We start from the raw sequence: 14,388 nt of genomic DNA on the forward strand, positions 1-14,388 counted from the left end.
TTTTCCTAGGTGCGCTCCTAGTTTTTCCTAGGTGCGCTCCTAGTTTTTCCTGGGTGCGCTCCTAGTTTTTCCTAGGTGCGCTCCTAGTTTTTCTTAGGTGCGCTCCTAGTTTTTCCTGGGTGCGCTCCTAGTTTTTCTTAGGTGCGCTCCTAAGTAAACTGCGCGTCGTTGCAGTGCAGGGGTTTGAATGCCGTTTTGTGCAGGGTTTTGAACGCTTCCATGTAGCGTTCTGTGTAGGGTTTACTCCCACCTTTCTTGCAGGGTTTTGAACGCTTCAATGTAGGGTTTGTGTATAGTTTGTGTATAGTTTGAAACACAAACTATACACAACGCAACACGCGGATAATCAGCGAAATGAATAGGAAAATGTGGGGCTTGTGTATAGTTTGTATAGTTTTTTATTTCCCCTTTTATTTACGTATATAGTAATGTAGGCGAACTGTGCACGCAACCCTACATTTCGCAACCCTACGTTTCTTTTGTCAGACTCAACACACCCACATAACCTGCTATGCTCTTTCCTCCGGTGACGTAAGTTCATCTCTGCTAATTTGCAAAACAGGCAGCCTAATATCTCGTACCCTAACCCCGGTCATTCAACCCTTGCCGGAGAGCAATGCCCCATGGTTTTTCGCATGTCCTTCATATCTACAAAAAAACTCCCCTTCGCGATGTGCGGAGGAGAGTTTTCGGTTCAAATCAGTGTGTCAATGTGACCTCACTGTTTGTTTGTGTTGGTGACGGGCTTTCCTTTGAGTTCTCCGGTGAGGGCTTCGAGGAACTTCGTCACTTTGGCTTTGTCCGCTTCCGGCATTTCGCGACCAACCTGGTAGCGGCTCATCATGGCGACAGCCTCGGAGAGCGTTTTGACGGAGCCATCGTGATAGTAGGGCCAGGTGAGTGCGACGTTGCGGAGCGTCGGAGTTTTGAAGCGATAGCGGTCGCGTTCCACCTTCGTCTGTGCCCATCGTCCGTTGTCGGCATCGGTGAGTCCGGACTTGGAGTTGATTTCTCTGTCTTTGAAGTAGTCAGCACGTGCTCCCATGAGTTCATAACTTTGTCCGCCCATGGCAACGCCGGCGTGGCAGGTGGCGCAGTTGTAGTCTTTGAAGAGCGCATATCCTTCCACTTGTTCTGCCGTCATGGCGTCCTTTTCTCCTTTGAGGTAGCGGTCGAAGGGCGAGTTGGGAGTGATGAGTGTTTTCTCATATTCTGCGATGGCGTCGGTGATGGTGGCTTCGCTGAGTCCTTCGGGATAGACGGCTTTGAACTTAGCCACGAAGGCTTTGTCCTGTGCGAGTCGTGCGCAAATCTCTTCAAAGGATGCAGAGCCCATTTCCACGGGATTGAGGGGAGGACCACCGGCTTGAGCGGCGAGAGTGGCGGCGCGACCGTCCCAGAACTGAGCGAAGTGGAAGCAGGCGTTGAAGGAGGTCGGAGCGTTCACGCCGCCCTTTTGTCCGCGGATGCCTTCACTGTATTGTTTGTTATCGACTCCTGCAGTTCCCACGCCGTGGCAGGTGGCACAGGAGATGGTTCCGTCGCCGGAGAGGCGAGTGTCGTGGTAGAGCAGTTCGCCGAGTGCCACTTTCTTTGAGTCGGTTGGAACGGCATCGGGGATGGGTCGCACGGGTTCGTTTTTGAACTCATCGGCAGCGAGCGGGTTGGGATAGAACTTTTCGCGGTGTTGTTTCACCCATGCCAACACCATGTCGGTTTTGGTGGAGGTGAGGGAAGAGCCCCAGTGAGCGAGATAGTATTGCATGAGCGGCATCGTTCCGTCCATGACAGCTTTCTCGACTTTGTTGAGGTCCACCTCGTTAACCGCTTTTCCTTCCTTCATTGCCTGAATCATCGGCGCGATGTCAAAGGCTTTGTAGCCGTCTTCCACGTCTTTTTTGATGAGGGTTTTGGCGATGGGATAGTCCGCATAGAACGGGAGGTCCGGGTTGGCGGTGTGGCAGAAGATGCAACCGCCGTCCTCCATGATTTGAGCCATTTGCTTGTCAGCAGGCAAATTGGCGTCGGGAGCCTGATTCACGGCGCGGTAGGTCACTGCCAAGGCGGCGACCACAACGACTCCCGCGATGATGATTTTGCTGGAAAGTTTCATGGTGAATGAAAATATTGATTGTTAGAGATTAAGTATCTTAAAAAAGTATTGGTTTTTAGGTTTCAGTTTTAGTTATTAGGCGTTCCTTTTATCCTGTAAAGTATCAGTGATTTAGGTTTTAACCTTTAGACGTTCCTTTTATCCAGCATAGCGGTGCATGCTGTCTTGCACGGCGGGAAGTAGGTCGGCACCATACCAGCACATTTGCAGCAGAGCAAAGCCTAAGACGAGCCAAAGGTAAGCATTGTCCGCGTGCGAAAGAATGTTTTTTTGCTGATTTTTTTCGTTTTTTTTATGTTTGGTGGCTGTCAGTCGCCAGTGGACATAGACCAAGTAGGCAGCCCAGGTGGCGGCTCCCCACGTTTCCTTCGGGTCCCAACTCCAGTAGGTTCCCCATGCCTGTTTCGCCCAGACACAGCCCGAAAGCAACCCGAACGTGAGGAAGATGAAAGCCGTTCGCACGAGTCGGTCCGCGGAGGGGAGATAGGCATCGGAACGTTGCCAAAGTCCCAAGACTGCCAAGAGAAAGGCACAGCCGAAGAGACTGTAGGAGAAGATGTAGGACGTGACGTGCGGGACGAACCAGAAACTGCGCAGGGCGGGCATGAGCGACTGGTCGTGAAGGTCCGGTTTCAGCAGGTTCACAATCATGAAGACGGTGGCGATGACCAAGGAGATGGAAGGCATCCAACGATAGCCTTCGCGACGATAGACCCACATTCCGGCGATGAGCATGAAGAGCGAATACCACAAGCGCGTCTCGCCCAACGTGCGGAGTGGCGGACGTCCCAGACTCAGCCATAATCCTGCCACAAAAACGCAGAAGACAATCACTGCCACGCCGCTGCAAACCAGCGAGGACTTACTGACCCGGGGGCTGCGCCAAGCAAGAACGGCACCGAGCAGGGCGGGCAACAGGGTGAGGATGACGAAGATGGGAAAATGATTCCAAGTCATGGTTTTTCAGCGGTTTAGTTTGTTTTCTTTGTGCGTCCGAAGAGAAGCAGGGTGCCGAGCATCAGCATGACGATGCCGGCAAGGAGCAGGTGCCTCCAAGGCTGACGAACGATTTGCACCACGACGTAGGTGGGCGAAGGATTGTTCTGGTCGTAACTCACGAGATAGAGGTTCTCGTTCCAGCGTGGCGTGAGCGGACTGTTGACTGCCACACGTTGAGCGGGAGCGCAGTCAATGGAAATGTCTGCTTCATATTGCACGACACTCTTGTCCGCGGGGCTTCGTTTGATTCGGAAGCCGGTGGTTTGAAGCGAGTAGGCGAGGGGAATGGTTCTTCCCTCTCGGTCGTAGGCGGTGGTGATGCCGTTGCGGGAGGAGGGTTGAGAGGAAGAGAGCGGGAGGAGCGTCCGCAGGTCTTTGTAGTCAGCACTCCCGGCGAAACCGGCGAGCAGTGCCAGCCAAAGTCCGCCGTGAACCAAGAGGAACACCGTGTTCTTTCGCCAGCCGTTTTTTCTGACGCGATGCACCATGAGAAGCGTCAGTTGCAAAAGAATGCAGACCAGGAGAAAGACGAAGGGCAGGGTGACGGCGAAGTCCGAAAACGGTTTGGAGGTGGGGTCAGACGGGTCGGAGGGAATGTGGGCGTAGGGCAGCAGCGCTCCCGCCACGCAGCAGAAGGCAAGCGTGCCGAGCAGATGGCAGGAGAAACGAAGCGAGCGGAGCGAGCGCAGTGAGACGCTGTCGCCCCATTCCCGTTCTGCCACGATGCAAAGCGCGACCATGCACCCCGCCAACACCGCGTTGAGCGGAAAGGAAAATGCCGACGGGCGAACCGACAGGAGCAGTTGCAGAGGCAGGCAGAGAAAAAAGAGTAAATAGAAGAGTCGAATCATGAGCGAGTGAGGTATAATTATCGGGGGATTCTGAACCTTTTTCACTGAAGTGTTCCTCCGTCCATCCCCCTTTAGGGGTGTTCTAAAAGTTAGGTTGAGTTGATTTTTGATTTCTTAGAGATGAACTTTTGTCAGTCGAGGAAGGAGCATAGCGGGCTATGTGACTGACGAAACTTACAAAAGGGCGCGCTAAGAAACGAAAACGTAGGCACTTTCTTTTGAACGTTCCTTATCCCATAATTTATAGAACACTCCTTTAAAGTTTCCGGTTGCGATATTGTCGCTTCCGCTGGAAGTAGAAACCGGCGTAGATGTTCAGATAGTTGATGGAATTGGTGACGGTCAGTCGCTGCTTTTTGTAGAGATAAAGGTGACTGATGAGCGAGGCTCCGGCAAAGATGCGTGAGTTGTTCCAGACGAGTCCCATGCGGAAGAGTCCGTCAAAACTGAAGTTCTTCATGTTGAGAAAGACGTCCTCGATGCCTGCGCGCTTCTCGCCCTTGACCTGCCGCCAACCGACGGAAGGCATGAGTGAAACACCCAGCGTCCACTTCGGCAGGAACACCCAGTTGTAGGCATAGCCACCGCTTATATAATAATAGGTATAGTTAAAGCCGCTAAACTTCAGTTCGTCGATGAGCAACGGCGTGCCGTCCGGAGCATGTTGCAGATAGTCCGGCAGGCGGGTGTAGTCAAAATCCACGACTTGTTTGCTGAATCCCAGCCCGAGCATTCCGGAGCCTTGGCTGCGCCGCTGCACCGTACTTTGGTTATAGGCAGCAGGATAGGAGAAGCGGCGGTGGTTGAAGACGTAGTAGGCATCGAAGGAAGTGGTTTTGGCGTTGATACCATCAAAGGGAGTGTCTTTGACTTTGTCCGGGGGGATGTCGCCGAAGCCCGTGACGCGCCGGAGACGATAGTTTCCATTGTTTCGCACGTGAACGAAGTCACAGCCCAACTGCGAACTGTAGAGACTCAGGCTGAACTCCGTGCTGCTGCCCGCCTTTGCGGGGTGGCTGATGTCGAAGGTGTAGCCCACGAAAATCCAGCGCCAGCCGAAATAAGGTCCAACCTTCACGTTTGCCTCCGGTCTGGCGGAGATGGACTGGTGTTGACCGTTGGCGGAGCGTCCGGAGAGTTTGTAGAGTTGGAAGATGTTCGTGTTCTGCATCATCGCCGTGAAGTTATAGTAGTTCGGCGTGATATAGGCTGTGTCGTATTCGTTAAAACTTCTAATGAAACGTGCCAACCAACTCTGTTTCAGTTTTTTCGTGATGGGGATTTTCTGCGTTTTCTTGGCGGCAGAGTCTGGCGAGAGGAGGAGACGAAGACTGTCGGCGGCGAGGCTGTCGGTCTTTTCGGTCTGCGCATGAGAGGACGTGCTGCCGAGGAACACCGCGAAAAGTGCTCCGAGGAAGAAACGAAAAATGTGCAGATGATTCATGAAAAATAAACCGTAAATGTGTGCGCAGAGTCGCTATTCAATGTCCCGCCTCTTTGAATATTTGCTCTCTGTTGGCGCTCGGTGATTGTCTTGCAATTATTTTATTTAGAAAAGAAGAAACAAGGAATGAGCGTGAACGAACACCGCTCGGGGTAGGCGGTTTTGGGGTTCTTTTTGTCCTAAATCTTGCCGAGGATTCGGTCCACCACCCAGTTCACGGGAGTAGCGCTGACGCAGTCGGCATGACAGATGGCTTTGTCCTGCAGGTGTTCCACCACTTGGCGGATGAGAGGAAGTTGCACGAAGTCCGGATTCGGCACGGTGAACTCCTGCACGCCGTTCTCGTTGTGGAGCACGATGGGGCGATAGGTGAAGACCGAGAAACTCAGCGAGCCCTTCTCCCCGACGATTTCAATGCTGTCCTCTTTGGCAGATTCGTGAGCCACGAAACACCAAGAGCCTGAGCCGGGCAGCCCGTCGGCAAAGCGGAAGCAGGCACTGAGCGTGTCCTCTGCCGCATAGAGTCCGCCTCGGTTCGCGGTGAACCCCTCTGCCTCCAAAATCGGTCCGAACATCTGTTGAAGCAAGTCGATTTGATGCGGCGCCAGGTCGTAGAAGTAGCCTCCGCCGGCGATGTCCGCCTGGACGCGCCACGGAAGGTTTGTGCGGTTGTAGTCCAAGTCGCGTGGCGGCACGGCAAATCGGATTTGCACGTTCACCACCTTTCCGACCGCTCCCTCTTTGACCAGGCTGAAGACTTTTTGAAAATAAGGAAGTTCACGGCGATAGTATGCCACGAAGCACGGTTGCCGCGTCTGTTCCGCGATGCGATTGATGCGGCAGCAGTCCTCATAGTTAGACGCCATGGGCTTTTCGATATAAACCGCCTTTCCCGCCTTCATCGCCATGATGGCGAAAGTGGCGTGGGTGGAGGGTGGGGTGGCGATATAGACCGCATTGACCTCCTTGTCCGCGAGTAGGGCGGTGGGGTCAGTGTACCAGCGTTTGATGCCGTGGCGTTGGGCGTAGGATTCCGCTTTCTCGGCGCGTCGGCTCATGACGGCAACCACGTCGGAACCTTCAATCATTCCAAACGCGGGACCGCTCTTCTTCTCGGTCACTTCGCCGCAACCAATAAATCCCCAGTGAATTTCTTTCATAGTACAAGCAATTTTAGACTAAGAAAATCTCAGAACAGACAAAGTTTTGCTCATTGTTCATGCAAATTTATGGTGAATCGGCGGATGGAACAAAAAATTTTGTAAATTTGCTCCGAGAACAGAGCAACCTTGCACAATCCCTCTGTTTTCCCCTCTTGCAACTATGGAAACTTTGAAACACGAATGCGGTGTGGCAATGGTGAGGCTTCTCAAGCCGCTTTCCTATTATGAAAAGAAATACGGCACGTGGATGTACGGCTTGAACAAACTCTATTTGCTGATGGAGAAGCAGCACAACCGCGGTCAGGAAGGCGCCGGCTTGGCTTGTGTGAAGATGCAGGCTGCGCCCGGCGAGGAGTTCATTTTCCGTGAAAGGGGGCTTGGCGGCACTGCCATTCAGAAAATCTTTGCCGACGTGCAGGAGAAATTTCGAGACTTTTCGGAAGAACAACTTCATGACGCAGACTTCGCGGCACGCTTCGTGCCGTTTGCAGGAGAAATTTATATGGGCCACCTCCGGTATTCTACTACCGGCAAGAGTGGCCTTTCTTATGTTCATCCCTTCCTGAGAAGAAACAACTGGCGCGCCAAAAACCTTTGTCTCTGTGCGAACTTCAACATGACGAACGTGCAGGAGATTTTCAATGAGATTGCTGTCAAGGGACAGCATCCCCGCATGGTGTCGGACACCTATATCCTTCTCGAACAACTCGGACACCGACTGGACCGCGAGAGTGAGCGCTGTTTTGTTGAGGCGCAAAAACTTGGGCTGACGGACTGCGATGTCACACGCTACATTGAAGACCAAATCAACCTCGCCAACGTCTTGAAACTTTCCGCGCCCGTTTGGGACGGAGGATATGTCGTCTGCGGCATCACAGGCTCCGGCGAGACGTTCACGCTGCGCGACCCGTGGGGCATTCGCCCGGCATTCTGGTATAAAGACGACGAGGTCATGGTCATTGCCTCCGAACGCCCCGTCATCCAAACCACCTTTGACGTGGAAGCACACGCCGTCCACGAACTCCTTCCCGGACAGGGACTCTTCATGAACAAACGCGGCGGGATGCGCATGGAACAGATTCTTCAGCCCAAGAAATTCGCCGCCTGCTCCTTTGAGAGAGTCTATTTCAGCCGAGGCTCCGACGTGGACATCTATCGCGAGCGAAAAGAACTCGGACGCAAACTCGTTCATCCCGTGCTTCGTGCCGTCAACAGCGAAATTGACAACACGGTGCTCGCCTACATTCCCAACACCGCAGAGTCTTCCTACTACGGTCTTCTGCAAGGTTTTGACGAATATCTGAACCGACAAAAAATTGAAGAAATTTCCAAACTCGGTCCGGACTTCAGCCGGGAAGACCTTGCCCGCATCCTCTCACGCCATATCCGAGGTGAGAAGGTGGCGTGGAAAGACATCAAAATGCGCACCTTCATCGCCGAGGGGAATTCTCGTAACGATTTGGCGGCACACGTCTATGACATCACCTACGGCAGCATCCGTCCCGGCGTGGACAACCTCGTCGTGATTGACGACAGCATTGTTCGCGGCACCACTTTGCGAGAGAGCATCATCCGCATCCTTGACCGCCTGCACCCCAAACGCATCGTGGTTGTCAGCTCCTCGCCGCAGGTCAGATACCCCGACTACTACGGCATCGACATGGCGAACATGGACGAGTTCATTGCTTTCCGTGCTGCCATCGCGCTCCACAAAGACCGTGGAACGGAGAGCCTCCTCGCTGACATCTATCGTCGCTGCAAGGCGCAAGTCGGGAGACCCAAAGAAGAAATCGTGAACTATGTGAGAGAGGTCTATGAACCTTTCACTTCAGAAGAAATCTCCGCGAAGATGGCAGAAATGCTTCGCCCCGAGGGCGTCACGACTGAGATTCACATCGTCTTTCAGAGCCTCGAAGGACTCCACGAAGCCTGCCCGAATTCCCCGGGGGACTGGTACTTCTCCGGTCACTATCCCACGCCCGGCGGCAACATGAGAGTGAATCAAGCCTTTGTCGATTATTTTGAAAAAGTCAACCGCTCCAACTGACAAAGTTCAGAAGCGGATTATAAGTTCAGAAGCGGACAAAACTCCGTCAGACCATATACCCCCAAAAACAGAAACCACAACGGCTCCAAGAGCTGCAAACAAAAAGAAATGCGAAACGTAACATTAATCCTTGACAACGGCGTCCGGTTCTCCGGCAAGTCGTTTGGTTATGAAGCCCCTGTGGCAGGAGAAGTGGTGTTCAACACCGCCATGACCGGCTATCCGGAAAGTCTCACCGACCCATCCTACGCCGGGCAGCTGATGACTTTGACCTATCCCTTGGTCGGAAACTACGGGGTGCCTCCCTTCAGCATGACCTCCGAAGGTTTGGCTGACTTCATGGAGAGTGACAAAATCTATGCCTCCGCCATCATCGTCAGTGACTACAGTGAGCAGTACTGCCACTGGAATGCAGTGGAAAGTCTCGCCGATTGGCTCAAGCGTGAAAAAGTCCCCGGCATCACCGGCATCGACACCCGCGAACTGACCAAGGTGCTGCGTGAGCACGGAGTGATGATGGGCAAGATTGTCTTTGACGATGAGCCCGACCGCATTCCGACGGCAGAGTATGAAGGCGTGAACTATGTCGCCCGCGTTTCCTGCAAAGAAGTGATTCGCTATGGCAGTGGCGAAGGACGCAAGCGCGTGGTGCTTGTCGATTGCGGCGTGAAGCACAACATCATTCGCTGTCTGCTCAAACGTGGCGTGGAGGTCATTCGTGTTCCTTGGAACTATGACTTCAACTCCCTTGAGTTCGACGGTCTCTTCCTCGCCAACGGCCCCGGCGACCCCGACACCTGCTCCGAGGCGGTTGCTCACATCCGAAAGTTCTTGGAAAACGAAAACGTGCGTCCCTGCATGGGAATCTGCATGGGTAACCAGTTGCTTTCCAAAGCTGCCGGAGCAAGCATCTACAAATTGAAATATGGTCACCGCAGCCACAATCAACCCGTGCGCATGGTCGGCACGAACCGTTGCTTTGTCACCTCCCAGAACCATGGCTATGCCGTCGATTCCGACACGCTGCCTGCTGAATGGAAACCTTTCTTCGTGAACATGAACGACGGTTCAAACGAAGGCATCCGACACGAGTCCAAACCCTGGTTCTCCGCTCAGTTCCACCCGGAAGCCTGCAGCGGACCCGTGGACACGGAGTTCCTCTTTGACGATTTCGTCAAACTTCTCCACGACTGAAACGCCGCGGAAACATCTCACTCGGATGTCACCCGGTAGGTTTCCACCATACCTTATATAATATATATAGAACACCCTCTTTAAATCTTCGGGCAAAACGCCCCTTTCATCATGTCAACAATAAAGAAAGTTCTGCTGCTTGGTTCCGGCGCTTTGAAAATTGGCGAGGCAGGAGAGTTTGACTATTCCGGTTCCCAAGCCCTCAAGGCTCTCAAGGAAGAAGGCATTGAAACCGTCCTCATCAATCCCAACATCGCCACCGTGCAGACCTCCGAAGGAGTGGCTGACCGCATCTACTTCCTTCCCGTCACCCCCTATTTCGTCGAGCGTGTCATTGAAAAGGAAAAACCGCAGGGCATCATGCTTGCCTTCGGCGGACAGACCGCGCTGAACTGCGGCGTGGAACTCTTCCGAAACGGAGTGTTCGAAAAACACGGACTTCAAGTGCTCGGCACACCCGTTCAAGCCATCATGGACACCGAAGACCGCGAACTCTTCGTTGAAAAACTCAACGAAATCGGTGTCAAAACCATCAGCAGCGAGGCTTGCGAAACCATCGAGGAGGCACGCAATGCTGCCGCACGTCTCGGCTATCCCGTCATCCTCCGTGCTGCCTATGCGCTCGGCGGTCTCGGCTCCGGATTCTGCGACGACGAAGAACAACTGAATCGTCTGGCAGAAAAAGCCTTCTCCTTCTCGCCGCAGGTTTTGGTCGAGAAAAGTCTGAAAGGCTGGAAAGAGGTGGAATATGAGGTGGTGCGCGACCGCTTCGACAACTGCATCACCGTCTGCAACATGGAGAACTTTGACCCGCTCGGCATCCACACCGGCGAGAGCATCGTCATCGCTCCCTCGCAGACTTTGACGAATGCAGAGTACCACAAACTCCGCGAACTCTCCATCCGCATCGTGCGTCATGTTGGCATCGTCGGCGAGTGCAACGTGCAATATGCCTTCGACCCCGAAAGCGAAGACTATCGTGTCATCGAAGTTAATGCCCGTCTCTCTCGCTCCTCCGCTCTCGCCTCCAAAGCCACGGGATATCCACTTGCCTTTGTGGCAGCCAAACTCGGACTCGGCTACGGACTCTTTGATCTCAAGAACTCCGTGACGAAAACCACCACCGCCTTCTTTGAACCCGCCTTGGACTATGTCGTTTGTAAAATCCCGCGCTGGGACCTCGGCAAGTTCCGCGGAGTAGATCGCGAACTCGGTTCCTCCATGAAGTCCGTGGGTGAAGTCATGGCGATTGGACGCACCTTTGAAGAAGTGATTCAGAAGGGCTTGCGCATGATTGGACAAGGCATGCACGGCTTCGTAGATAACAAGGAACTGAAGATTGACAACGTGGAGGAGGCTCTCAAAGAGCCGACGGACAAACGCATCTTTGTCATTGAAAAAGCATTGGCTGCGGGCTATAGCATCGAGCGCATCCACGAGCTGACAAAGATTGACCTCTGGTTCCTCCAGAAGTTACAAAAGATTCATCAGACGGACTGTGAACTTCACCAGTGTGCGTCTCTTGAAGCACTTGACGACGAACTGCTGCGTCGCGCCAAGGTGCAAGGCTTCACCGATTTCCAAATCGCCCGCGCCATCGGCATGGAAAAAGAAATGGACATCGAAAAAGCCTCTGCAGCCGTGAGAGAACATCGCAAGAAGAAGGGCGTTCTTCCTGTCGTCAAACAAATTGATACGCTGGCAGCAGAATATCCTGCGCTCACCAACTATCTCTATATGACTTACAGTGGCGTCGCCCACGACATTCAGTTTGAGAACGACAAACGCTCTGTCGTCGTCCTCGGCAGCGGTGCCTATCGCATCGGCTCTTCCGTGGAATTTGACTGGTGCGGCGTGCAGGCTCTCAACACAATTCGCAAGGAAGGCTACCGTTCCGTCATGATTAACTATAATCCCGAAACGGTTTCTACGGACTATGACATTTGCGACCGCCTCTATTTTGACGAACTCACCTTTGAGCGCGTCATGGACATCCTTGACCTCGAGACGCCCCACGGCGTGATTGTCTCCACCGGCGGTCAGATTCCCAATAACCTCGCCCTTCGTCTCGATGCCGCCAAGATAAACTTGCTCGGTACTCCCGCACGCTACATTGACAATGCCGAAGACCGCGAGAAGTTCTCTGCCATGCTCGGTCGCATCGGTGTGGACCAGCCTGAGTGGAGCGCGCTGACTAGCATGGACGACATTCAACAGTTCATTGACCGTGTTGGCTTCCCCGTGTTGGTGCGTCCTTCCTACGTGCTCTCCGGTGCTGCCATGAACGTCTGCTCCAACCAAGACGAGTTGGAACGTTTCCTCCGACTCGCCGCCAATGTCAGCAAGAAACATCCCGTCGTGGTCAGCCGTTTCATGCAACATGCCAAGGAAGTTGAAATGGACGCCGTGGCTCGCGATGGTGAAATCATCGCCTACGCCATCAGTGAACACATTGAGTTCGCAGGCGTTCACTCCGGTGATGCCACCATTCAGTTCCCGCCTCAGAAACTCTATGTCGAAACGGCGCGCCGCATCAAGAAAATCTCAAAGCAAATCGCTCGCGAACTTCACATCTCCGGACCCTTCAACATTCAGTTCTTGGCACGTGAGAATGACATCAAGGTGATTGAGTGCAACCTCCGTGCATCACGTTCCTTCCCCTTCGTCAGCAAGGTGCTGAAGATTAACCTCATCGAACTTGCCACCCGCATCATGCTCGGACTTCCCGTCGAGAAACCTGCGAAGAGTCTTTTCGATTTGGACTATGTTGGCATCAAGGCTTCGCAGTTCTCCTTCAACCGTCTGCAAAAGGCTGACCCCGTGCTTGGTGTGGACATGTCCTCCACCGGCGAAGTCGGCTGTCTCGGCGAAGACTCCCGCGCAGCCTTGCTCAAAGCCATGTTGTCTGTCGGTCATCGCATTCCCAAGAAGAACATCCTGCTCTCCACCGGAGACGGCAAACAGAAGGCAGAGATGCTCGCCGCTGCGACCTTGCTCCGTGACAATGGTTTCAACCTCTTCGCCACACCCGGTACCTCGCGCTATCTCACAGACAACGGCATCCCCAACACCTTGGTTCACTGGCCGAGCGAGGCTCCCCAGACTCCGCAGGCATTAGACATGCTTCACAACAAGGAGATAGACATGGTGGTGAACGTTCCCAAGAACTTGTCGTCTGGTGAATTGACTAACGGTTACAAGATTCGCCGTGCAGCCATTGACCTTAACGTTCCTCTCATCACCAATGCTCGTCTTGCTTCAGCCTTCATCTATGCCTTCTGCACGTTGAAACCCGAAGACCTTGACATCAAGTGCTGGCAGGAATATTGATTCCCGTTTGCGCAAACTGATTTTTCACACATCTTTTCTTACCTCAGAACTCTACCGCTTTGTGTAGGTTCTGAGGTAATGTTTTTCTTGAAATCCTTTTCTCTTTGTGTGGATTCACTCAGAAAGGTTGTCTGATAAAACAGTTGAAAAAATAGGATTGAATACGAGTGAGGTATCCAACCCTAAATTTTGATACTCAAAAGCTTTACCGGACAGTAATAATCTAAAAAATAGGACGGAAGTTCTTCTTTTGAACGTTCCCCCAAGTCCATGAAACTAAGACACTGATAATAGTATCAATCATGCAAACTTTATGTCATATTTCTACTTGAAATATTTATCTATGAAGTTTACCTGTTCTTCATTGAGAAAAGAATATTGAACATGTCGACTGATGCCTATTGATTCCAATTCGTCATATCCGAGTTGTTTCCCCTCATACATATCTGCAATAGGAGTGAACTCAAGGCAATTATCATCAGGAACAAATGGAGCCAACCAACATTCTTTGTCTGGTCTTGATGCATTTGTATGGGTAACTTCGAGTTTGTATCTAATTTGAAAATGCCCTTTACCTATCATAAAAAGATACACGATGTCACCAACATTAAGTTTTTTGTTTGATTTGCGCCAATAGAGTTTACCGTATAAAGCCACACTCTTTGTATGATCAAGGAATTTTTCATCTCCTTTAAGTAATGCGTGCTTAATTGTATTCATATCAGACTTTTGAATCTTAATGTTTTGTTTTTTGAAAAACTTAGCCATGACTATTTGCCAAGATATGCTCTACCATGATCATACTAAACCGTTTCTTTATCCTGTTCCCTAAGCTTAGTTGGCACTGCTGATGGCTTTGTTTACGTCCTCGGTGCTTGACGATGTAATGTTTGCAATTTCTTCCACAGACATACCTTTACGATACATGGTACGGAACACTTCTGCCATTCCTTCCGCTCTTCCCTCCTCTCTTCCTTTAGCCATTCCTTCTGCCATTCCTTCTGCCATTCCTTCCGCTCTTCCTTTAGCCATACCCTCCGCCATTCCTTCCGCACGACCTTTCTTCTCTGCGGTTTCCGTCACGGCAAAAAGGTCCCAGAAGTCCTTTTGGCTTTCAAGATAGCTTTTCAGCTCCTCACGATTAAATTGTGCAATTTCAGCTTGTTCAAAGAGGCGTTGGAAGACTGCTTCCTGCAAGACGGCGGGGCGTTCCATCAGCGTGGCGAGATTCTTGATGGCATAGAGCC

9 protein-coding genes and 1 pseudogene are annotated in these 14,388 nt (G+C 52.3%); 3 read left to right on the forward strand and 7 right to left on the reverse strand.

Annotated features, from left to right (window positions below):
- Positions 1-718: 718 nt before the first annotated feature.
- From I6E40_RS09390 to I6E40_RS09410, 5 genes are all read right to left on the reverse strand, one after another.
- Complete coding sequence (locus I6E40_RS09390; RefSeq protein WP_235386780.1) at positions 719-2,113, reverse strand: cytochrome c peroxidase; 1,395 nt, start codon at positions 2,111-2,113, stop codon at positions 719-721.
- Positions 2,114-2,251: 138 nt separating this feature from the next.
- The gene (ccsA, locus tag I6E40_RS09395; protein WP_235386781.1) at positions 2,252-3,070 is read right to left on the reverse strand and encodes a cytochrome c biogenesis protein CcsA; all 819 of its coding nucleotides are present in this window, start codon (positions 3,068-3,070) and stop codon (positions 2,252-2,254) included.
- 14 nt (positions 3,071-3,084) lie between these two features.
- Entirely contained in the window at positions 3,085-3,963 is an 879-nt protein-coding gene (locus I6E40_RS09400; RefSeq protein WP_235386782.1) for a hypothetical protein, read from the reverse strand.
- Positions 3,964-4,219: 256 nt separating this feature from the next.
- Positions 4,220-5,407, reverse strand: a complete 1,188-nt coding sequence (locus I6E40_RS09405; RefSeq protein ID WP_235386783.1) for a DUF4421 domain-containing protein — start codon at positions 5,405-5,407, stop codon at positions 4,220-4,222.
- A 179-nt stretch (positions 5,408-5,586) separates the two neighbouring features.
- On the reverse strand, positions 5,587-6,567 hold the full coding sequence (locus I6E40_RS09410) for a Gfo/Idh/MocA family protein (RefSeq protein WP_235386784.1): 981 nt from the start codon (positions 6,565-6,567) through the stop codon (positions 5,587-5,589).
- Between the two features lie 163 nt (positions 6,568-6,730).
- Here I6E40_RS09410 and I6E40_RS09415 point away from each other — a divergent pair, with 163 nt between their 5' ends.
- From I6E40_RS09415 to carB, 3 genes are all read left to right on the forward strand, one after another.
- A complete protein-coding gene (locus tag I6E40_RS09415) occupies positions 6,731-8,617 on the forward strand; it encodes an amidophosphoribosyltransferase (protein ID WP_235386785.1) in 1,887 nt (628 codons plus the stop codon).
- A gap of 108 nt (positions 8,618-8,725) precedes the next feature.
- Positions 8,726-9,811: a glutamine-hydrolyzing carbamoyl-phosphate synthase small subunit gene (carA, locus tag I6E40_RS09420; RefSeq protein ID WP_235386786.1), complete on the forward strand. Its 1,086-nt coding sequence runs from the start codon at positions 8,726-8,728 to the stop codon at positions 9,809-9,811.
- Between the two features lie 111 nt (positions 9,812-9,922).
- Positions 9,923-13,141, forward strand: a complete 3,219-nt coding sequence (gene carB / locus I6E40_RS09425; RefSeq protein WP_235386787.1) for a carbamoyl-phosphate synthase (glutamine-hydrolyzing) large subunit — start codon at positions 9,923-9,925, stop codon at positions 13,139-13,141.
- A gap of 324 nt (positions 13,142-13,465) precedes the next feature.
- Here the strand turns inward: carB and I6E40_RS09430 are convergent, their stop codons facing one another.
- Both I6E40_RS09430 and I6E40_RS09435 read right to left on the reverse strand, forming a co-directional pair.
- Positions 13,466-13,909, reverse strand: a complete 444-nt coding sequence (locus I6E40_RS09430) for a hypothetical protein (protein WP_235386788.1) — start codon at positions 13,907-13,909, stop codon at positions 13,466-13,468.
- A gap of 66 nt (positions 13,910-13,975) precedes the next feature.
- Positions 13,976-14,388, reverse strand: a pseudogene (locus I6E40_RS09435) (hypothetical protein); the annotation flags it as partial.

Origin of the sequence: Prevotellamassilia timonensis (genome assembly GCF_021531665.1) — a bacterium.
Taxonomy (GTDB): domain Bacteria; phylum Bacteroidota; class Bacteroidia; order Bacteroidales; family Bacteroidaceae; genus Alloprevotella.

Excerpts from the sequence above, each read along its gene's own strand:
- I6E40_RS09410 (WP_235386784.1), bottom strand. The coding sequence starts at position 6,567 with ATGAAAGAAATTCACTGGGGATTTATTGGTTGCGGCGAAGTGACCGAG.
- I6E40_RS09430 (WP_235386788.1), bottom strand. The coding sequence starts at position 13,909 with ATGGCTAAGTTTTTCAAAAAACAAAACATTAAGATTCAAAAGTCTGAT.
- ccsA (WP_235386781.1), bottom strand. The coding sequence starts at position 3,070 with ATGACTTGGAATCATTTTCCCATCTTCGTCATCCTCACCCTGTTGCCC.
- I6E40_RS09400 (WP_235386782.1), bottom strand. The coding sequence starts at position 3,963 with ATGATTCGACTCTTCTATTTACTCTTTTTTCTCTGCCTGCCTCTGCAA.
- I6E40_RS09390 (WP_235386780.1), bottom strand. The coding sequence starts at position 2,113 with ATGAAACTTTCCAGCAAAATCATCATCGCGGGAGTCGTTGTGGTCGCC.
- carA (WP_235386786.1), top strand. The coding sequence starts at position 8,726 with ATGCGAAACGTAACATTAATCCTTGACAACGGCGTCCGGTTCTCCGGC.
- carB (WP_235386787.1), top strand. The coding sequence starts at position 9,923 with ATGTCAACAATAAAGAAAGTTCTGCTGCTTGGTTCCGGCGCTTTGAAA.
- I6E40_RS09405 (WP_235386783.1), bottom strand. The coding sequence starts at position 5,407 with ATGAATCATCTGCACATTTTTCGTTTCTTCCTCGGAGCACTTTTCGCG.
- I6E40_RS09415 (WP_235386785.1), top strand. The coding sequence starts at position 6,731 with ATGGAAACTTTGAAACACGAATGCGGTGTGGCAATGGTGAGGCTTCTC.